The sequence below is a fragment of the Clostridium sp. YIM B02555 genome (assembly GCF_022320955.1).
In the GTDB taxonomy this organism is placed as follows: Bacteria; Bacillota; Clostridia; order Clostridiales; family Clostridiaceae; genus Clostridium; species Clostridium saccharoperbutylacetonicum.
In genome coordinates, this window is the sequence record NZ_JAKJJY010000015.1 from 22,112 (window position 1) to 42,503 (window position 20,392).

The window sequence follows — 20,392 nt, forward strand, 5'->3', positions numbered from 1 at the left end:
AACTAGTTCTATGTCTTTGATATCTATCACTAGACTTTCAAATTAGGTTGATTTAAAATCTTCCTTAATAAAGTTTTACGCTCCTTTTAACTTGTAAGTTTCATTATCTAAATAGTATACAAAAGCTCTTTTAGACATTGGAGATACAATTTTGGTATATAATTTTTTCAATTTCTAGCCGTCAATTAGCTGCTAACTTTTCGTATGCCTCTAAGGTATTTTTAGCAGTTTTCCTCCAATTAAATTCAAGGCTTCTTAAATAACCTTTTTGTTTCAAGATAGACTTTAAATTTTCATCATTCAAAAGCTTAACCAAGGCTGCTTCTAATTCACTAATGTTATTTGGATTAATTAAAATAGCATTATCTCCTGTTACTTCAGGAATTGAAGTTAAGCAGGAAGTGATGACGGGTGCTTTACAGCTCATAGCTTCTAGTGGTGGTAGTCCAAAGCCTTCATAGAAAGATGGATAAACAAAGGCATCGCAGCCACTATAGAGAACAGGTAAAATATCATCTTCTAAGTATCCGCAAAAAATAATCTTATCATCTAAATTATTTTCTTTTACAAAAGTAAATAGTTTCTCACCTTCATCTTTTATTGGGCCACCAAGTAGAAGCTTATAAGGTTTATTTAAATCTTTATAAACTTTATGGAAAGCTTTGATTAAACCTAAAACGTTTTTTCTTTGGCTGAAACCACCTATATATAATATATATGGGTCTTCTATTTTATAAGTTTTCTCCACATACAATTTGCAATTATTCTTATTTAGTGGTTTGAAATTAGTATTTGCAGCTAATGGAGTTACGAAGATTTTATCCTCAGGATAAAAGCTGAAGAATTTTAATATATCCTTTTTGGAGTATTCAGAAACAGTCAATATTCCACAGGAATTAGATATTATATCAGGCATATCACGTAGAAATCTTTCTAGATAGCCTTTACCAACAGTCTCAGGCATTATATATGGGATTAAATCATGTATTGTAACAACCGTTGGAATTTTTGTATCAAAATCAAAACCTATCCCATTTTGAGGAATATGGTATAAATCAGCATAAATTTTATTTAGTGCGTTAGGAATATAATACTTCTCATAAAAACCGCCATGTCTACCTGAAGAAAATACTATATTAGTATTGTATCTATCAAAATTTTTATTGAATTTTCCAGTACAGAATAGTGTGAATTCATCTTTTGAATTTAAAGAAATGAGCTCTGATATAACATTAGTTGTATAAGTACCAATTCCAGTTCCTTGGTGTAAAGTTGAACTACGAGCGTCAATGGCAATTTTCATATGAACACCTCAATAAACACATATATAGTACAAGGTATTAATTAATTTTAATTTTTGTGAATATAAATCACAATAAATTCTTTGAAGACATATAATAAAAATAAATAATGGCTGGTAGGAAAGTTTTATGGAGAATAGTAAGGAGATACTTAAAATTAAAGGCTATATTGAAGAAAATTATAGCTTAGATATAGAAAACATAGAAAAGGTGAAGAACAGCTATAAAATCATTACAAAAGATAATAAATATTGTTTAAAGATGATAAAATATGAGTTTCCTCATTTCTATTTTATTTTGTCTGCAATAAAACACCTACAAAGAAATGGATTTATTAATATCCCAAGTTTTATTATGAATAAAGAAAAAAGTGAATATGGTTGTATAAATGGCAAATATGTTTATCTAACAAAATGGATACCTTCTAGGGAAAGTAATTATGATAATCCATTGGAACTAGCTATGGTAGCAAGTGCTTTATCAAAGCTGCATAAGTGCAGTAAAGGTTTTACTCTTGGAAGTGGAATGAAACCTAGAATTGGGTGGTTTTCGTGGTTAAAAGTTTTTGAAACACGTAAGAATGAAATACTTGATTTTAAAAATAGAATAAATCAGAAGGCTTATAAATCTGATTTTGATTTATTATATTTAGATAATATTGAAGCAGAAATTAAACGAGCAGAAAAAAGTATTGCAGGTCTTCAAAAAAATAATTATGTAAAATTAATGGAGAAAGAAGTATTCGAGAGAGGGTTTTGTCATCATGATTATGCTCACCACAATATTTTGATTGACTCGAGCAAGAGGATTAATATTATAGATTTTGACTACTGCATATTGGATTCTCATCTTCATGATTTAGGGTCTCTATTAATAAGAACTATGAAGGAGGGAAAGTGGGAAATGGAAAAAGCAGATTTGATTTTTAAATCCTACAAGGAAAATATGGAGGTTAGTAAGGAAGAGCTTCCTATAATAAGAGAATTCATAAGATTCCCTCAAGCATTTTGGCAGATTGGTTTACAAGTATATTGGGAACAACAGCCATGGGGAGAAGAATTTTTTATAAATAAGCTAGTAAAATACTTGGAGGATCGTGGGCTTAGAGAAAAGTTTATTGATAGTTATTTTGTTGGAGGAAATTAAGGTGGAAGAATTATTAATAAATCAATATTTAAGAAAAAAGGGGATTATAGTTAACGGTAAGTATTTTGGTACAGATAAAAATTTAGAATGGAAGGATGTTATTTCTCAAATTGAAATTATAGTGGAACTTCATAAAACTTTAATAAGGTGTAAATTTGAAGAGATAAGCGGAATTAGAAGCATTATAGGTAAAGAGGTGGAAAGCTATAAAGTACAGATAAAGAAATTACAAATGCATTATGATTATATAGTTAGCAAAGCGTCACCTAATGAAGTTGAAAAATTAATTTTATCAGAGGGTAAGATAATGCTAAGACAAGCTAAAATAGCATTAAAATATATCTATGAACATGATTATTTCGGAGTAATAAAACGTAGCATGAATAGAGAGGAAATTTGTATTGGCAGAGTTGACAGTAGTAATTTGAAAAAAGTCGAAGGTGAATTTAAAATAGGCACTTTAAAAGGTATGTCGTACAATTTAGTTGAAGAGGACTTATATAATTATATTAAGAAACTACAAAGAAAAGGTGCAGATATAGATGAAGTTGAATTAATCAAAAATTTTGTTTATAAATCTCATCTATCTTATAATAGTTTGGATTATTTAAAGGGGTTATGCAGCTACCCTAAAGATTTTTTGAAAGCTTGGAATAGGTACAAGGAAAGGAAAAAGGAAAAAACTGATGATGAGGTAGCATTGGAATTAAAGAAGAGTCTAAGTTATGAAAGTAAAAGTTTCATTATTAATGGTCAATGATAAATTATCAATTGCCGATGATCAATGATCAACTGATAATTAAAGTATTAATTATGAACTTTAATTTGAGAACTCAAAAGATGTGCAAACTGAAGGTTGATAATTGAATTGACAATGCCCAAAGCTTGATTTATTAGGAGGAAGAGTATGAATAAATTAAAGTATTCAGAAAAAAACTATTTATGTGAGTATGATTTGAGTTTAAGATTTTTTGAGGATTTGGGTGTGAAAGTAAATGATATTGTACCACTAAGAAAAGTTTTTGTTATATACACAGAGGAAGGAAATAAAATTTTAAAGAAAGTTAATTGCAATATTGATAGAATTAATTTAATAAGTGATTCCTTAGATTATGTGAAAAAAAGTTACGGAAATGTAGTAACATACAATAAATTCAAAGATGGCTTATGTTATAAGCTTTGGAAGGATCAGATTTATGTTGTTATGGATATCTTAGATGGCAGGGAAGCCTCTTTTACTAATCCAATAGAAATTGACCTTTGTGCAGAAAATATTGCATTAATGCATAAAGGTTCTAAGGGCTTAAGGGAATATTTGAAGAAGAAATATAATAAGGATTTTTTAGATATATCCCTAAAGAATAAGATTCAAAAGGCATATGATGAATTAACTTATATGAAAAAATTAATAAATAGTTTTAAATATCAAAATCAATTTGACAAATTATTTATGGATAATGTAGATAAGTATTTACTTGAAATTAAAGAGGTTCAAGCAGAATTAGAAAATAGTAAGTATGAAACTTTAAGAAGCGATGAGAATATGATTTGCCTTTGTCATAATGATTTAGCCTATCATAATTTTTTGACTAAAAATGATGAAATAAATATAATAGATTTTGATTATATGACTTTAGATTTACGGATAATGGATATAGAAAATTTTATAACGAAATCAATAAAAAATGCTGCTTTCGATATAGAGAAGATGTTAGCCTGCATTAATGGATATGAAAAGATTTTAACATTAAAACAGGAAGAAAAAGAATTGTTATATATACTGATAAAATTTCCAAGAGATTTTTATACTATATCTAGGGCCTATTATTATAAGAGAAAGAAATGGGATTATGAGGTTTATTTAAATAGATTTGAAACAAAATTAAGTAATGAAAAATTTAGATATGAATTTTTGAAATTATATAAAAATCGAGTACTATAGATATTAAATATTTTATAATAAGATCCACTATAAATTAGAAATAGTGGATCTTATATATTAGGAATTAATTGACCAATCTTCACAATTCCAAATATTTGTTACAATGTCCTTATAAAATTCTGGCTCATGACATACAAGGAGTATAGTGCCATCATATGCCTTTAAGGCTCTTTTAAGTTCATTCTTAGCGTAGAGGTCTAGATGATTTGTTGGCTCGTCCAAAACTAAAATATTAGTGGGTTTATTAATGAGCTTACATAAGCGTACTTTTGCTTGTTCCCCTCCACTTAAGCGGTTAATAGGACTATCTATATGTTGTCTTGTTAGACCACATTGTGCTAAGCTTCTTCGTACTTCAGTTTGAGTAAAGTGGGGAAATGCGTCCCAAATTTCAGTTAAAACTGTATTTGTATTAATTTCCATAATTTCTTGTTCAAAATATCCTATTTTATTGTATTCGCTTAAAGTTATGTCTCCATTTAATGGTTTTAATAATCCTAGCAAACTTTTGAGAAGAGTGGTTTTACCCAAACCATTAGCTCCTGTTATTGCGATTTTTTCTCCTCTTCTTAGCTCTAAATTTAATGTGGTGCTTAATGGACTATTATACCCAATTACTAAATTTTCTGCTTGAAATATTATTTTTTCAGGCATTTTTACATTGTGGAAATCAAAATGTGGCTTTATAGTTTCCTTCTTAATTTCTATTCTTTCAATTTTGTTAAGCTTCTTTTCTCTTGATTTGGCTATTCTTGCAGTTGAAGTTTTCACTTTATTTTTTCTTATATAGTCTTCAAGCTTAGCAATTTCATTTTGTTGTTCTTTATATTCAATTAGCAACTGTTGTTTTCTTATCTCATAGAGTCTGAGAAAATAATCATAATTTCCTTGATATCTTGTTAAGATTTTATGCTCAAGATGATATATTACAGTTGAGATGCTATTTAAGAAGCTATTATCATGAGAGATTAATATGAATGCATTTTGATAATTTATAAGATAATTTTTCAACCATTCCACATGTTCTTCATCCAAGTAATTTGTTGGTTCATCTAATAATAATATATCTGGTTTCTCTAAAAGAAGCTTGGTTAGCAAGACTTTAGTTTTTTGACCACCACTTAAAGTAGAAACATCTGCATCTAAAAGCTCTTTAATTCCAAGTCCAGCTGCAGCTGCAAGTATTCTTGAATTAATACTGTAAAAATCACTTTTATCTAAGATTTCTTGAAGATTAGCAATCTTTTTTAAAGCTTTCTCCATTTCATTTTCATCAATAGTACCAAGTTTATCGTATAAATAATTTATCTTATTTTCTATATCAAATAAATTTGAAAAAGCTTCTTTTAAAAAAGATATAGTTGTATTTCCAGCCTTCAAATTAATATGTTGGTCCATATAACCAATACTAAATTTATTATTCCAATCAATATCAGCATTATCAGGTAAAATTTCATTAGTTATTATTTTCATAAAAGTTGATTTGCCTTCACCGTTAGCGCCAACAAGACCAATGTGTTCACCTTGTAATAATCTAAAAGATGTATTATTAAATATTACTTTGTCACCAAATGAGTGACTCATATTTTCAATTGTTAAAATACTCATAGTTTATCTACTTCCTTTGCCTTGTCTTCATAATGAATCATAGCATCGTAGGAGATAAATACCAAGTTCATATATGGTTCTGTAATATTTGTGTTCATAAAAAAAGAAAATGCATTATATAAAATAAATACATTTTCTTTATATGCTAATCATAATTTTTTTGTTTTCTAATTATTCTTCTAATACTGTGCTCAGTTAGAAAATATTGTTGAGACAATATTTTGACAGACAATCCAGAGGAATACTTATTAAAAATCTCGTTATCTCTTATTTTTAAATAGTTTTTTGTTTCAGTATTTTCTCCCCAAGATTTTTTGTTGTCATCTTTTCTGGGGATATAAATATATCCACCATCAGTATAGTTTTGAATTATTTCAATTATTTGCTGAGGCAGTATGTTTTGTGCTTTCTCATATTTCATGATATCTCCGCTCCGATCTACATTTAGTTTGTAAATGAAGAAGCAAAGATTTATTAAATATGAAAAACTAAGTTGTTGTAGATATTCGCTCCAAGCTAAAGTTTTTCATACTTTACAATCTTTGCATGGAGCTAACTGCTATAACTAAAAACATTTTGATTCACTTCCTTATATTATTATCCGATTTTTGTCTTTATATTTAAAATAAGTATAATATAATTATTATTAATATTCAATTATCAATTGTCAATTAATTATTAAGGTTCCATAATAGAAAAAAAGCAGTAGTTGTGGGTAACTACTGCTTTTTTTTATAACAAATTATTATAAGTGGATTATATGTAGTTTAAGCCCAAAAAACTACGACTTTTTTTGCTGTGTTATCCACATATGTCATATATCTAATAGAACTTTCAAACTCGCTTCTAGACATTGATATTAATTCAGAAGTATCCCATGGATTTATTACTACAACTGTGTCTTTAGTTACACTTTGTATTGAATAAGAATGTTCACCATTTCCGAGAATTCCTTTATCTGGATCAGCTATGGCAAAATCACAGGCAGCTGTAATTCCATCACCTGAAGCACATTTTGAAGCCATAGTATTCATTAGATTAGTTTTAGAAGTAGTGCCCCTAACTTGACTTTGTTTAAAGCCTGTAATTGTTGTAAACACATCACAAGCAAAACAGCCATTATAAACATTCATAGCGTTTTGTAATCCAGCTTCTATAACTCTAGCATCAAGATCTCCAGTTATACCTGCATTGTCTACATCTGTTTGTGATACAGATTGTATTCCAGATTTGAAATTAACTGTATAGCTATCATCACCATTAACTGTAATCATTGTGCGTAATAAGCTTCTACCATATTTACTATTAGCTAAAGCTTGTATTCCAGAAACGGCACCACAATCACCAATATCTCCTTGGTAGAAGGTGCTTAATTTACCATCAATCTGATTTGATGGATCACCCATTGTTCTTGCAGAAACAGAAACTGGTGAAAACAAAGAACCTGCCACTAATATTAAAGATAAACCTAATGTAACGATTTTCATTTTAATTTTTTTCATTTTAATTCTCCTCATCATTTTATATTTATTTGAAATTACGACTAAATATAACATAAATATCCAAAACAGTAAACACATATTGCATTAAAAGTCGTATTTTGGGAATTAAAATACAGTATAATTCATTAAAAGTCGTGATTTAGGAACGAAAATCAATACTATATGAATTTATCTTTACATTAGTATTTTCAAAAGGTATAATTGGATTGTAATTTGTAAATATATATAGGTTCCAATTTATAGTGATTGATTAAATCCTTTCAGGATTTCTAAAACTAAGTTTAGAATTTAAATCAAAAGATATATATTATAATTAAAAATGTTTAAGTGTGTTGAAGAAGAAGAGTAAATAGTATTTTAAATTTAAGAGATCTGGGGATGGTGGAAGCCCAGAATTTAGAACTATTGAAGGAAGCTTTGGAGTAATAAATAGAAAGCCGTTTGGCGTAGTATATTTATGGGGTTATTCCCTTAAAGATAATTGAGTGGATTAAGTTATTTTCATAGCTTGGTCAATCTAGGTGGTAACGCGGAAGATGATATGCCTTTCGTCCTAAGTTTTTTAGGATGAGAGGCTTTTTAATGTCTATAAAAGTATATAATTTCAGAAATCTGAGAGGCTTATGAAATCTAGGGTTATCAAAAGTGAATGATGAATGAGAAGGAAAAACTATGGCTTTTCTTAAAAAATTAAAACAAAGTCTAGGACATAATTTCGAATTGGCAATTGATAATTGAAAACCGACAATTAACATTTAATGCTATGTATATATCGCCATGACAAGGGGCCTTTAATACCTTGTGCATAAAAAATAAAGGAGAGATATAAAATGAGTTTTGAAAAATTAGCAGGTATGATATTTGGTAATTTAGAGCATAATACTGAATATTATATTCAAAAATATCCAAAGAGAAATCTTAAAGAAGGTGCAAGAGTTACAAGATATGCACCGAGTCCAACTGGCTTCCAACATATTGGTGGAGTATTTGCTGCATTAATAAATGAAAGATTAGCAAGTCAAAGTGAAGGTGTATTTTATTTAAGAATAGAAGATACTGACCAAAAGAGAGAAGTTGAAGGTGCAATAGAAGATACTATAGCAACTATGCATAATTTTGGTATGGATTTTAATGAAGGTATGACAGGAGAAGATACTTTTAAAGGTGAATATGGTCCATATAGACAAAGTCAAAGAGCTGAAATATATAATACTTTTGCAAAAGAGTTACTTATAAAAGGATTGGCTTACCCAGATTTCTGTACTCCAGAAGAATTGGCAGAACTTAGAGAAAGACAAGTTGCTAATAAGATTACGCCAGGTTACTATGGAGAATATGCTAAATATAGAAATATAACTGAAGAAGAAGCTATAAAGAGAATTGAAAAAGGAGAAAAATATATTATAAGATTAAAATCACCAGGAAACCCTGAAAAGAGAGTTGAGTTCCATGATTTAATTAAAGGTGATATATCTTTCCCAGAAAATAATCAAGATGTAGTACTTATTAAAGGTGATGGACTTCCAACTTATCACTTTGCTCATGCAATAGACGACTTCTTAATGAGAACTACTGATGTAATAAGGGGAGAAGAGTGGTTATCATCACTTCCTATACACGTTCAATTATTTGAAGTTTTAGGTTTTGAAGCACCAAGATATGCTCACATTCCAACAATAATGAAGCAAGATGGTGGATCAAAGAGAAAGCTTTCAAAGAGAAAAGATGCTGAAGCTGCTGTTTCATATTATAAGGAAGTTGGATTCCCAATAGTATCAGTAGTAGAGTATTTACTTAACATAGTAAATTCTACTTATGAAGAATGGAGAGCTGAAAATCCAAAAACTGATTATCATGAATTTGAAGTTCATTTAGAAAAGATGGGTAAAGCTGGAGCTTTATTTGATTTAGTAAAGTTAAATGATGTATCTAAAGATCGTATAGCTGCTATGAAAGCTACTGATGTTTATGATAATTTTGTGGCATGGGCTAAGGAGTATGATGAAGAAATTTTCAAATTAGTTTCAGGAAATGAAGCTATGGCAAAGGAAATCTTCAACATAGATAAAGAAGGTCCAAAGCCAAGAAAAGATTTTGCTAAATGGGATGAAGTAAAAGATAAGATTTTCTATTTCTTTGATGAATTATTTGACAAAGAAGCAGTAGATAAAATTGAACTTCCAAAGGGTGTTACCTTAGAAGCTGCAAAAGAAGTTGTAGAAACTTATAAGAAAGAATTCAAATTTGATGTAGACAGCCAAGAAGCTTGGTTTGAAGATTTAAAAGAAATTGGTCTTAGACTTGGATATTGCGCTAATAGAAAAGACTTTAAAGCAAATCCAGATCAATATAAGGGTATGATTTCTGATGTTGCTGGAGCTGTTAGAGCAGCCTTAACTCATAGAACAAACTCACCTGATATTTACACTATAATGCAAATAATAGGTGAAGAAAATACTAGACACAGATTTGATAAATTTTTAAGTTTATAAGATAAAGAGGCATATAAGCTGATATAGATTTCAGCTTATATGCCTTTTTTATGACCAAAGTCTAGGAATTTTGGAGTTTAGGAGAATGAATGATGAACTATATTGCAAATAAAGTTCTTGCTCTCTTTTTTATTCAAATATAAATTAAAATTACTAAAAATCCATTATTATAGAATTTAACACAATATATTCTATATAAATTATAGATAATGTGGTAAAATATATAACATTGGGGATTAATTGTATGAAGTGTATTAATTCATATAAGAAGTAATATTGAGGTTTTTTAATTAGTATAAAAATCTGAACTATCTAATGGTAAAAAGGGTAGAGTATGAGTTTGTTAGTTGGTTGATAAATATTTTAATTTAGGGGTATTTATCATGATAATTAAACATAATATTAGTGCAAGCAATGCAAATAGAATGCTTGGAATTAACAACAATAATGTGGCCAAATCAATTGAAAAAATAAGTTCAGGCTATAGAATAAATAGAGCAGCAGATGATGCAGCAGGTCTTGCAATATCTGAAAAGATGAGATCACGAATAAGAGGATTAGATCAAGGATCAATAAATTCACAAGATGGGATTTCATTATTACAAACTGCTGATGGAGGAATGCAAGAGATTCAGGATATGCTACAAAGATGTAGAGAATTATCAGTTAAATCGGCTACAGGAACGTATAATGATGAAGATAGAAACTCAATACAAGAGGAAGTCTCACAATTAATAGATGAAATAGATAGAACAGCCAATGAAACTGAGTTTAATGGTTATGCATTACTTTCAGGTAATTTCGATAAAAAGGGCAATACAGGAACATCAGACTCTATAGCTAATTATGTAAGCTATATTACCACTACTGGTGGGGTAACTGATAAATATACATATACCGATGGGACAAAATATGCTAGTGCTGTTATTGATTTTAGCAAAATTAATTCATCTAGTGATGTAGCTAATCTAGTTGGTAAAGGGGTTAATTATACTTGTTGTACTTGCAACAAAGTATATAGTATTAAGTTTGTAAATGGAACTCCAAATACCTCACGTTTAAATGATAGCAATCCAGTTATGGAAGTTGATGTGAGTTCGATTACAAATGGAACTGATTTAGTAAATAAAATAATTGAAACAGGATATGGTCAGCCGGGATTTGTATATAATCCAACAATACCTAATGGTGGGGAACCTACTCCAGGAACAGATGTACCTGCGACTGCCACAAGTTTTGTAACACATTACTCTCAGCTAGCTGCTAGTGGAGCAAAATTATATGTATATGATGATAGAATATCAGAAGCTGGTGGAAGCTGGCCTAGTAGTTCTGGAAGAGGAGCATTTAATCTTAGTGTATACGGAGAAACCCCACAAGAGAAAGGTAAATTTTTTTATGCTGATATACAAGTTGGGGATGAAGCAGGTGAAAGTGTCAGGATAGAGGTTCAAAATGTAACACCTAAAGAACTTGGCGTCGATAAATTGCTTGTAAACACTAAAACGAATGCACAGTCAGCTATTGATAAAATTGATAATGCCATAAGTATTGTGTCAAATTCAAGGTCAATTGTAGGTGCACATGAAAATAGACTAGGAAGTACTATTGCTTCAACTAATAATACATCTGAAAATTTGCAAAGTGCAGAAAGTAGAATAAGAGATGTTGATGTAGCAAAGGAAATGATGAAAATGGCAACAAATAGTATATTGCAACAATCATCGGAAAGTGTATTAAATCAATCTAATAAAATGCTTGAGAGTGTTTTGAACTTAATGAAACAATGGCAACAAAGTTAAGTAGATGTATTTCACATTATAGATAAGTAAGTATATAATAAATATTAATTTTAAGTTTATAAAAAAGAATAGAAGCAGATTTGATAAATTTTTAAGTTTATAAGATAAAGAGGCATAGAAGCTGGAAAGTATTTCAGATTCTATGTCTTTATTATCGTAGTAAAGTATAAAAATAAATCAACTAATAAGGATTAGCAACTTTTATAATTAATAAAATGTAGAAAAATGCAGAACGATTTTGTTGGAAATTTAATATGATTAATTGACACTGTATAATAAGGTGGTATATTATTGAAATATATGGTATAAAATGAGAAATACATAAGAAGGAGGAGTTTTTATGATAGGTCTTGTGGTCAGTACTTGGATAAAAACAAGTGTTAATCTTTATGGTAAAGAAAAAGTTAATATTGCTCTTGATAAGGTAGGAATAAAAACTGATAAGAAATTTAGTCCTATGGAAGTTGTAGATGATGAAAAAATTAATACTATTATTAAAGAATTGGCAGAAGTAAATAATACAACCGTTGAAAAAATATGGGCAGATATTGGAGAGGAAAATTTAAAAGTTTTTACAAAGAGATATCCTCTATTTTTTATTCATAAAAATGCTTATGGTTTACTAAAATCCTTGCAATCAATACATAAAACTATAGTAGAAAGAATGCCAACTTCTAAACCACCATCAGTAGAAGTAACACCTATAGGAGCAAAAACAGCAATGTTTGAATATGCCTCTGAAAGAGGATTAAGTGAGTACATGCTGTCTATGTTAAAATCAGCAATAAGCTACTATAATGAAGAGGTTAAAATTGAAATTGTTGAAAAGAACAGTAAGTATGTAAAAATTAAACTTACATTTAATTATGAAATTTTTACAAAAAGAATTTTTAGATTCAATAAATTTTTATCATTTGGATTTATTAAATCGGTCGAAATTAAGATAGCTATTTTAACATTAATATCATTACTAATAGCACATGTTAGTGTAGAATATATTTTAAAATCCGAAATCTTTTTTTTAGAAGGAATTATAGGGACTATTCTTGTTTCGATAATGTCTTATTTTTTGCTTTCACCATTAAGAGAAGTTAAAAAGCAATTAAGCGATTTGGAGGGTAAGAATTACTTGAGTGATATGAAAATTGAAACTGGAGATTATATTGAAGAATTTTCAGTAGATGTTAGAAATGTGGCAAAAAGTTTTAATGAGACATTAATATCAATGGAAAGTGTTGCAGATGAAGTTAGAGAATATAATGGACAATTTACAGATAGACTGGAAAGTTCTTCTGCCATATTCACTGAAATAAATGGAGCTGTTGAGCAAGTTACACAAGGAGCCATACAGCAAGAGCAAGAAATTGAGAAAACTGTTGAATTTTTAAATGAAAATACTAAATCTTTAAATCATATAATTGAGGAGCAAAATTATAGCCAATCTAAATTAATTAATGTTGTCAGTGAAATTAAGGAAAATCAAAAACTAATAAAATCAACAGCTGATAGTATTCAAAATATTACTGAAAGTTTTGCAGAGCTTGATAGAAAGAGTAATGCGCTTCAAGAAGAAGTAAAGGGAATTTTAAATATTGTTTCAGCAGTAAGCTCTATAGCAGAGGAGACAAGCCTTCTATCATTAAATGCATCAATTGAAGCAGCACGTGCTGGAGAAGCTGGTAAGGGATTTGCAGTAGTTGCCGAAGAAGTAGGTAAGTTATCTATGAGCTCTAAAGATTCAGCATTGGATATAGAGCGATCATTGAGTAAGTTTACAGACAAAATTAAAGAACTTACTGACAGTGTAAATAGCCAATATAATATTCTTAATGATGGTAACTTAAAGCTAAATAATGTTTCTGATTCAACTGAACTTACTACAACTAAAATTGATGATGTAATGAATGATGTGCTTAATGTAGTAGAAAAGGTAAAAACTAGAGCAATTGAAAATGAAAAAATATTTAATAAGGCAGAAAGTTTGGTTGCAATTGGAGAAGAAAATGCGGCAATGGCTGAAGAAGTAAGAAGTAGTGTTACTAGCTACCTTGAGGAGCTTAATGATATAATCAAGAATGTACATGAATTAAAAGATGTCACAAATAAATTTGCTGATGAAATGAATCAATATGTAATTTAAGATAACTTTTGTAAGTATACCCCCTCCGTGTAACACGACAGGGGGTATCTATATTAGAGATATTTATAAATAGGTGTTTTGAGAGGGTTTAGTATTATAAAAGGTGAACAGTATCATAGATAAAGGATAATATGTAAAATTAAAGGATTATATTATGACAAAAGTGACTAGATTTATCCAGTTTACGCAAAAGTATTTACATCGATTAATAATTAAAAGGAGAAAATTACCACTTATAATTATTAATAGTGGTAATTTTCAAATATAAATCTTATATTTGCTAATTATACATAAATTTAATTACAATCTATGTAACAACAATTTACTATAATCAATAGACTGCTGTTGCAGTAATGCAACAACATAGATTAGTAAATTTTGTTTATTTATTTTTATTTTAACCACAACAAACTGGAGTGTTATTCATACACATGATGGTATTACATCCACATTCCATCATGCTCATCATACACTCACAGCATTCATGAATCATTTCACACATCATAGTGTCGCCACTTGACCAAGTTATACACATTCCTTCCTCTGTCATTTCAGACTTACACATTCCCATCAGCATGTTACAATTCATTATCATCATTCCATTCATCATCATGCACATACTTGTCATACCGCCCGAAAGCATTGTACAGAGATTTTGCATCATTGCACAAGTAGCTGTATCTGTTGTCATACACATGACTTTCATGCCATCTTCACATTTGTCCATTTTCATAGTTGCACGAGGAATCATCATCATATTCATTTGATTTGTAGGCATTGACATATTCATTCCCATACATGTATTATTGCCCATCATCATACCTCTTTTTGAATCCATCATTGTAGTTACGTCCATTGTTAAAGCCTCCTCAATTTTTTATATCATCAATTTTTACTTGATGTCCAAAATAAATAATTTTTGAATACCTTATTCATTATAAAAACTATCATAACTATCTTAAGCGTGAGTTTTTGTTCTTTATTTTCCAGGTTAAATACATAAAGTTGTTATAATGAATTAAATCATCTTCAGTTAATCTTTAATTAAATACTTGAGTAATATAATTAGTACTCAATATAAATATGTCCGAACAAGTTTTATTATGACAATAAAAATTTTTATATTTATTCAAAATGCAATGGATACGCTAAAGGCTGGAATAAACGAATATAATACTAAAGTAATATCAATGTACGATAAAGATGGAGATATAATATTTGATAAGATACTAAAATAAATAAGATTAGTGAAAAAATAGATAATGAATACAGGCATGACATGGAATCAATGTTGCATGCATTTGTAGATAAATTTTTGGATGGCAAGGATTTAGAAAGGAAACCCGATTTGTATCCATTTCAATTTAAGAGAGAGATAAGTAGAACTAAATTAGGGGCAATGTTGGTTGAAAAAGGAAAAGAACAACAAGAAACTATAAAGCAATAAAAAAGTGTTATCACTTACTACTGATACGGTGAACCATATCATAAATAAAGGTTAACAATTAAATGTAAGATAAGTTTTTGAATTCAGAATTATTGTTTTAGATTCTGTATGTTATAATTTTATTAATATGTAAATAGAGGAGTTAGAAAGGAGTAATTACTTTGAAAAAACTATTTGATGAAACCTATGAATACAACAGAACGATATGGTATCTGTTTGAGGAAGATGATAATTTTATAAACTATATTTTTAGTGAACCAAACGAATATGGAGGAAGGGTGATTACTCCAAGTGATTATTCGATACTGGTTGACAGTTTAAAAGGTTTGATGGATGATGATTTGAAGGAGAATATTGAAAAGGAGAAGATGGAAACTCACTGGATTTTTTACAGCAGCAGAATTGATGAAGATGCAATCAGCGACAAAGTTAGATTTTCTATATTAGTTAGGTTGAAAGAGGGAATATATTCTTGTAACATAAATGTGAGTGATTATCTATTTTCAACTTCATTTGATGAAATAATAAAAATCAGAAATATAATTGAAGCAACTTTAAATAAGTAAGGGGGAAGAACCAAATCCAGATGGAACTGGAGGCGGTTCTCCTTCTTATTTTGTTTCTAGAAGAAAGTTGAGGCTAAATCCTGTTAACATAACTATATTAGTTGAAAGTTGGGGTAAAAAATGTATATTTTATAATCCCCAAAATTTATTGAAAAGTGGTATGTATATTTTAACTATAAAAGAAAAAGATGGGAAAAACAATAAAGCTTGTAATCTTAATAGAGAAAACACATTTCGTGTTAACTTAGGATTGAGAAAACAAACGTTTAACGACCAAGATATAGCAAATATTATTTCTGTAAACGATTGATATAAACCTCTATTTATTGTATAATTAAGGAATAAATTCTATAAATTGAAAGGTGGTTTTTCTATGAATTTGAAAAAGAAAGTATTTTATTTAGCTTTCTCTAGTTTATTTATATCTTGTATAAGTAGTGAACCTTTAACAGTCACAACTTTTGCTGATACAAGTGTAGCAGAAACAAATTTGAAAGATGCTGGACAACAATTACAATTTACAGGAAGTGGTGTACAAGCTAGTGCTGAGTATGCGGTTCCATATGGTTTTGATACTAATAAACCTAATGTAAAATATGGAAAGCTAGAAGAAGTGTCATATTATTCAAAAACAACTGGAACTACAAGGAAGTGTTATGTCCTATTGCCAGTTAATTACTCGGCCAGCAAAAAATATCCAGTTTTATATTTATTACATGGTATAGGTGGTACAGATTCAGAATGGCTAAATGGAAACCCAACTGCAATAATAGGAAACTTAGTATCTGAAAATAAAGCATCGGATATGATTGTAGTAATGCCTAATGTTCGTGCAGCTGCTGATGATTCAGTGCCTAAAAATATTTATGGTCAAGAGAACATAAATGCTTTTGACAATTTTATAAATGATTTAAATAATGATTTAATGCCTTTTATTAATTCGAAATACTCAGTTAAAAATGGAAGAGAAAATACTGCTATAGCCGGACTTTCAATGGGTGGAAGAGAATCCTTATTTATAGGATTTAAAAATCTAGATAAGTTTGGCTATATAGGTGCATTTTCTCCAGCACCTGGACTACTCCCAGATAGTGCATTAAATTACCCAGGTCAACTAACTAAAGAGCAATTTTCTATTCCAAAAAACTCTGTTAATATACCTAAACTTATAATGATATGTTGTGGAAATAACGATAGTGTTGTTAAAAATACACCTAACACGTATCATCAAACACTAGTTGAAAATAAAGTTAATCATATTTGGTACACAATTGATGGTGATCATAACTTTACTGTTTGGAAGCACGGTCTCTACAACTTTGCAAAGAGGATTTTTAAATAAATTATACCCCCACACAATCGCTGTGGGGGTATTTTACATTATTAATTATGCTGATGTTTTTAATAGTGAAGAAGCAGTATATGCTTGATGAATACCGCCAATAAATAATCTATATTTACTTTAATGCTTATCTTCTCTTTTTGCAAGCAAGCGTTTAATAATTTTATTTGAAGAGGTAAGTAATTCTATAGCTTCATTAATTTTTGGATTAACATTATAAATATTAAAATTAACTTCTTCTTCAACTTCAGAAGAGATGATGTTTATGTTAACTTTCATTTTTACACTCCTAGAATTAAACAGTTATTATCTTTATTTATATATTGTAAAGTTTTAACTTTGATAGGTCTATAATTTTATTTTAATATTTGTGAACCTATGGAACTAAGGGGGGATAATTAAAATAGTTATATTTTATACAGTGATTTAAGAAAAAACAAATAATGATGTTGAAAATCATTATCAATTATGATAGAATAAACAGCATTACGGGATAAAACAACTTAAGGAGGAAACCATTAGTGTTAATATTAATTTCTATTTTAATCGTAGCTATGTTTATTATTCTATTTCATAAGAAAATAAAAAAGCATGCCAATATTTTTTACATAATTTCAGGTCTAATTGCAATAGGATTTGTCCTATATTTCCAATTTAACTTAGGTAATCAAGTACCTAAGGATATAAATAAGTATGTTGTAACAATTTTCTCAAGAAGTGCTGTTTCAACAGCTTTGTTTACTATTGTAATGTATACGGGTGTTCTTGATAAGAAGCTCAATATAACAAAAAAATTATTAAGCGTACGTGGGGAGCTATCAATAATTGCATGTATTTTAACCTTAGGACATAATGTTCTATATGGGAAAACATATTTTGTGACACTATTTGTAGATCACACGGCACTTACATGGGGCAAATTAATAGCAGCTTTAATATCTTTAGTTTTAATTGCTATGATGCTACCATTAATGATAACGTCATTTCCTAGTGTTAGAAAGAAAATTCCATTTAAAAAGTGGAAAGCAATTCAAAGATTAGCATATGTTTTTTATGGATTAATATATGTCCATGTTATGGTTTTGTTTCTTCCTAAAATCCAAAAAGATAAGCTTTTTGACATAGCAATTTATACTGTTATATTTGGCTTATATTTTGTAGCTCGTGTATACAGATATTTGAAAGATAAAGAAATCAAAGCTAATAGAAAATTGAAACTTAGCCCTAGCGTATAAGTTGCTGGTCTTATTAGTTATTACAATAGTTTCTTGCTACTATTCATATTGGGTATATAATAAACAGGTGAGTTGTAATTTTACTTGAAGTTCACATATAATAAACCTTATCATTTACTGTTAAATGATAAGGCTTATTTTGATTTTATTATCGATATCAAAATTAATACTCAAACTTATAAATGTAATAAATGTGTGTTTAATTTCGGTAAGTTCCGCATATGTCTAATTCTTGCTTTGGATATCTATATATTAATAAAAATATACTCATTAAAGTGAAAATAATTATATTTATGATAAAATGAGTATAGTATAAAAGAAAGACAGAAGTTATTGGCAAAGGAAGGAACGCTAAATGGAGAAAACTATGATAAATGAAAGTTTGAGAATTAACTGTGAAAAATGCTTTGGATTTTGCTGTGTTGCACTATATTTTTCAGCTTCTGAAGGTTTTCCAACTAACAAAGAAGCAGGTAAGCCTTGCTTAAATTTAAAATCAGATTTCACATGCAAGATACATAAAAATCTTAGAAAAAAAGGACTTAAGGGCTGTACTGCCTATGACTGCTTTGGCGCAGGGCAAAAGGTTGCTCAAGTTACATATGCTGGACAAGACTGGCAGAAGGCTCCAGCAGTAGCTGAAGAAATGTTTGAAGTGTTTTTGATTATGAGACAGCTTCATGAAATGTTATGGTATTTAACACAAGCAGCTAATGTGCAAACTGAGGAAAAGATTAAAACTAAGCTTAATTCTTTAATAAGTGAGATGAATAATATAACACAGAGCACTCCAGAGGTGATTATTAAATTAGATGTAGAAGCTTATAGAGATAAGGTTAATTATTTACTTAAGCAGACCAGCGAAGCTGTTAGAAGTAAAGTTCTTAAAGGTCAAAAATCTTCATTAAAACATAAAAAAACAATCGCTGGAAGGGCAGATTTTTTTGGAGCAAATCTTAAGAAAATTAGTTTAAGAGGAGCTGATTTGCGAGGAGCCTTTCTTATTGCAGCAAATCTTAGCGAAAATGACTTAACTGGAGCAGATCTTATTGGCGCTGATTTGAGAGATGCTGATCTTAGTGGAACAAACTTAGAAAATGCTATATTTGTTACACAAGCTCAAATCAATACGGCTAAGGGAAATGCTAGTACAAAGTTACCAAAGGGTATAACAAGACCTATGCATTGGGACAAATAATTAGTTATAAGAAGCGAGAATGGCTAAATACGGAGTTTTAATGGGATATGTTATAGAATAAATAATTAATTATAAGAAGCTAAAAGCTATAAATTTATTGGGGAAGAGGAAGAGAAATGGATATTATAATTGAACTAGGTAAGAAAAGTGACATTGATGAATTAGAACAACTGTATAATGATATAAATGACCATTTAGCTAGGGGAATAAATTACCCTGGATGGAGAAAGGATATATATCCTGTTAGAGAAAATGCAGTTAATGGAGTTGCAGCAAACAATTTATATGTGGCAAGACATAATGGGAAAATTGCGGGAACAATTATTTTAAGTCATGAACCTGAGCCTGCATATGATGAAGTTACATGGGGAATAGAAGCTGGTTATTCAGAGATTTTTGTTATACATACTTTTGTTGTACATCCAGATTATTTGAAATGTGGTATTGGTAGAAGGCTAATGGATTTTGCAATAGAACACAGTATTAAAGCTAAGGCAAAAGCCATTCGTTTAGACGTTTATGAAAATAACAAACCTGCAATACATTTATATGAAAAGTGTGGATTTATATACATTGATAGAGTTGACTTAGGATATAGAGAATATGGCTTAGATTGGTTTAAGTTATATGAAAAGTTGTTATAATAGAGTGAAAATCCCACATGCACAGAT

Annotated in this window: 20 protein-coding genes and 1 other annotated feature; of the genes, 14 read left to right on the forward strand and 6 right to left on the reverse strand. The window is 29.2% G+C overall.

The window, feature by feature from the left end:
* Positions 1-181: 181 nt before the first annotated feature.
* Positions 182-1,303, reverse strand: a complete 1,122-nt coding sequence (locus L3B98_RS18665) for a glycosyltransferase family 1 protein (protein ID WP_015390649.1) — start codon at positions 1,301-1,303, stop codon at positions 182-184.
* Positions 1,304-1,430: 127 nt separating this feature from the next.
* Between L3B98_RS18665 and L3B98_RS18670 the strand changes: the two genes are divergently transcribed.
* The 3 genes from L3B98_RS18670 (at position 1,431) to L3B98_RS18680 (ending at position 4,389) form a co-directional block, all read left to right on the forward strand.
* Positions 1,431-2,447: a CotS family spore coat protein gene (locus L3B98_RS18670; protein ID WP_238917821.1), complete on the forward strand. Its 1,017-nt coding sequence runs from the start codon at positions 1,431-1,433 to the stop codon at positions 2,445-2,447.
* Position 2,448: 1 nt separating this feature from the next.
* Positions 2,449-3,207 carry a spore coat protein gene (locus tag L3B98_RS18675; RefSeq protein WP_238917822.1) on the forward strand — a complete coding sequence of 253 codons (759 nt, stop codon included), beginning with the start codon at positions 2,449-2,451 and terminating at the stop codon, positions 3,205-3,207.
* 147 nt (positions 3,208-3,354) lie between these two features.
* Positions 3,355-4,389, forward strand: coding sequence for a CotS family spore coat protein (locus L3B98_RS18680; RefSeq protein ID WP_238917823.1), 1,035 nt, complete (start codon positions 3,355-3,357; stop codon positions 4,387-4,389).
* 57 nt (positions 4,390-4,446) lie between these two features.
* Here L3B98_RS18680 and L3B98_RS18685 read toward each other — a convergent pair whose 3' ends face one another.
* From L3B98_RS18685 to L3B98_RS18695, 3 genes are all read right to left on the reverse strand, one after another.
* On the reverse strand, positions 4,447-5,997 hold the full coding sequence (locus L3B98_RS18685; RefSeq protein WP_238917824.1) for an ABC-F family ATP-binding cassette domain-containing protein: 1,551 nt from the start codon (positions 5,995-5,997) through the stop codon (positions 4,447-4,449).
* A 145-nt stretch (positions 5,998-6,142) separates the two neighbouring features.
* Positions 6,143-6,418, reverse strand: coding sequence for a CD3324 family protein (locus L3B98_RS18690; RefSeq protein ID WP_015390654.1), 276 nt, complete (start codon positions 6,416-6,418; stop codon positions 6,143-6,145).
* A 346-nt stretch (positions 6,419-6,764) separates the two neighbouring features.
* Positions 6,765-7,499, reverse strand: a complete 735-nt coding sequence (locus L3B98_RS18695; RefSeq protein WP_077360204.1) for a hypothetical protein — start codon at positions 7,497-7,499, stop codon at positions 6,765-6,767.
* Positions 7,500-7,822: 323 nt separating this feature from the next.
* Positions 7,823-8,058: a binding site (T-box leader), on the forward strand.
* A gap of 271 nt (positions 8,059-8,329) precedes the next feature.
* Here L3B98_RS18695 and gltX point away from each other — a divergent pair.
* From gltX to L3B98_RS18710, 3 genes are all read left to right on the forward strand, one after another.
* Positions 8,330-9,991, forward strand: coding sequence for a glutamate--tRNA ligase (gene gltX, locus L3B98_RS18700; protein ID WP_238917825.1), 1,662 nt, complete (start codon positions 8,330-8,332; stop codon positions 9,989-9,991).
* Between the two features lie 383 nt (positions 9,992-10,374).
* Positions 10,375-11,793, forward strand: coding sequence for a flagellin (locus L3B98_RS18705; protein WP_017810842.1), 1,419 nt, complete (start codon positions 10,375-10,377; stop codon positions 11,791-11,793).
* 340 nt (positions 11,794-12,133) lie between these two features.
* Complete coding sequence (locus L3B98_RS18710) at positions 12,134-13,933, forward strand: heme NO-binding domain-containing protein (RefSeq protein ID WP_238917826.1); 1,800 nt, start codon at positions 12,134-12,136, stop codon at positions 13,931-13,933.
* Positions 13,934-14,330: 397 nt separating this feature from the next.
* Here the strand turns inward: L3B98_RS18710 and L3B98_RS18715 are convergent, their stop codons facing one another.
* Complete coding sequence (locus tag L3B98_RS18715) at positions 14,331-14,789, reverse strand: hypothetical protein (protein WP_238917827.1); 459 nt, start codon at positions 14,787-14,789, stop codon at positions 14,331-14,333.
* Positions 14,790-15,036: 247 nt separating this feature from the next.
* Here L3B98_RS18715 and L3B98_RS28980 point away from each other — a divergent pair, with 247 nt between their 5' ends.
* From L3B98_RS28980 to L3B98_RS18735, 5 genes are all read left to right on the forward strand, one after another.
* The gene (locus L3B98_RS28980) at positions 15,037-15,171 is read left to right on the forward strand and encodes a hypothetical protein (RefSeq protein WP_275298456.1); all 135 of its coding nucleotides are present in this window, start codon (positions 15,037-15,039) and stop codon (positions 15,169-15,171) included.
* A 41-nt stretch (positions 15,172-15,212) separates the two neighbouring features.
* The gene (locus L3B98_RS18720; protein ID WP_238917828.1) at positions 15,213-15,380 is read left to right on the forward strand and encodes a hypothetical protein; all 168 of its coding nucleotides are present in this window, start codon (positions 15,213-15,215) and stop codon (positions 15,378-15,380) included.
* A gap of 161 nt (positions 15,381-15,541) precedes the next feature.
* Complete coding sequence (locus tag L3B98_RS18725; protein WP_238917829.1) at positions 15,542-15,946, forward strand: hypothetical protein; 405 nt, start codon at positions 15,542-15,544, stop codon at positions 15,944-15,946.
* Between the two features lie 67 nt (positions 15,947-16,013).
* Positions 16,014-16,256, forward strand: coding sequence for a DUF6194 family protein (locus L3B98_RS18730; protein ID WP_238917830.1), 243 nt, complete (start codon positions 16,014-16,016; stop codon positions 16,254-16,256).
* A gap of 63 nt (positions 16,257-16,319) precedes the next feature.
* Entirely contained in the window at positions 16,320-17,288 is a 969-nt protein-coding gene (locus L3B98_RS18735) for an alpha/beta hydrolase-fold protein (protein ID WP_238917831.1), read from the forward strand.
* A 120-nt stretch (positions 17,289-17,408) separates the two neighbouring features.
* Here L3B98_RS18735 and L3B98_RS18740 read toward each other — a convergent pair whose 3' ends face one another.
* Positions 17,409-17,567, reverse strand: a complete 159-nt coding sequence (locus L3B98_RS18740) for a hypothetical protein (protein WP_015390661.1) — start codon at positions 17,565-17,567, stop codon at positions 17,409-17,411.
* A gap of 242 nt (positions 17,568-17,809) precedes the next feature.
* Here L3B98_RS18740 and L3B98_RS18745 point away from each other — a divergent pair, with 242 nt between their 5' ends.
* The 3 genes from L3B98_RS18745 (at position 17,810) to L3B98_RS18755 (ending at position 20,365) form a co-directional block, all read left to right on the forward strand.
* Positions 17,810-18,523: a ferric reductase-like transmembrane domain-containing protein gene (locus L3B98_RS18745; protein WP_238917832.1), complete on the forward strand. Its 714-nt coding sequence runs from the start codon at positions 17,810-17,812 to the stop codon at positions 18,521-18,523.
* Between the two features lie 355 nt (positions 18,524-18,878).
* Positions 18,879-19,721 carry a pentapeptide repeat-containing protein gene (locus L3B98_RS18750; RefSeq protein ID WP_238917833.1) on the forward strand — a complete coding sequence of 281 codons (843 nt, stop codon included), beginning with the start codon at positions 18,879-18,881 and terminating at the stop codon, positions 19,719-19,721.
* 116 nt (positions 19,722-19,837) lie between these two features.
* Entirely contained in the window at positions 19,838-20,365 is a 528-nt protein-coding gene (locus L3B98_RS18755) for a GNAT family N-acetyltransferase (protein WP_238917834.1), read from the forward strand.
* Positions 20,366-20,392 lie beyond the last annotated feature (27 nt).

Bases quoted from the DNA above. Each gene is read 5' to 3' on its own strand.
- L3B98_RS18720 (WP_238917828.1), top strand. From the start codon at position 15,213: ATGGAATCAATGTTGCATGCATTTGTAGATAAATTTTTGGATGGCAAG.
- L3B98_RS18705 (WP_017810842.1), top strand. From the start codon at position 10,375: ATGATAATTAAACATAATATTAGTGCAAGCAATGCAAATAGAATGCTT.
- L3B98_RS18750 (WP_238917833.1), top strand. From the start codon at position 18,879: ATGGAGAAAACTATGATAAATGAAAGTTTGAGAATTAACTGTGAAAAA.
- L3B98_RS18695 (WP_077360204.1), bottom strand. From the start codon at position 7,499: ATGAAAAAAATTAAAATGAAAATCGTTACATTAGGTTTATCTTTAATA.
- L3B98_RS18715 (WP_238917827.1), bottom strand. From the start codon at position 14,789: ATGGACGTAACTACAATGATGGATTCAAAAAGAGGTATGATGATGGGC.
- L3B98_RS18690 (WP_015390654.1), bottom strand. From the start codon at position 6,418: ATGAAATATGAGAAAGCACAAAACATACTGCCTCAGCAAATAATTGAA.
- L3B98_RS18665 (WP_015390649.1), bottom strand. From the start codon at position 1,303: ATGAAAATTGCCATTGACGCTCGTAGTTCAACTTTACACCAAGGAACT.
- L3B98_RS18685 (WP_238917824.1), bottom strand. From the start codon at position 5,997: ATGAGTATTTTAACAATTGAAAATATGAGTCACTCATTTGGTGACAAA.
- L3B98_RS18680 (WP_238917823.1), top strand. From the start codon at position 3,355: ATGAATAAATTAAAGTATTCAGAAAAAAACTATTTATGTGAGTATGAT.
- L3B98_RS18740 (WP_015390661.1), bottom strand. From the start codon at position 17,567: ATGAAAGTTAACATAAACATCATCTCTTCTGAAGTTGAAGAAGAAGTT.
- L3B98_RS18670 (WP_238917821.1), top strand. From the start codon at position 1,431: ATGGAGAATAGTAAGGAGATACTTAAAATTAAAGGCTATATTGAAGAA.
- L3B98_RS18755 (WP_238917834.1), top strand. From the start codon at position 19,838: ATGGATATTATAATTGAACTAGGTAAGAAAAGTGACATTGATGAATTA.
- L3B98_RS18710 (WP_238917826.1), top strand. From the start codon at position 12,134: ATGATAGGTCTTGTGGTCAGTACTTGGATAAAAACAAGTGTTAATCTT.
- gltX (WP_238917825.1), top strand. From the start codon at position 8,330: ATGAGTTTTGAAAAATTAGCAGGTATGATATTTGGTAATTTAGAGCAT.
- L3B98_RS28980 (WP_275298456.1), top strand. From the start codon at position 15,037: ATGACAATAAAAATTTTTATATTTATTCAAAATGCAATGGATACGCTA.
- L3B98_RS18735 (WP_238917831.1), top strand. From the start codon at position 16,320: ATGAATTTGAAAAAGAAAGTATTTTATTTAGCTTTCTCTAGTTTATTT.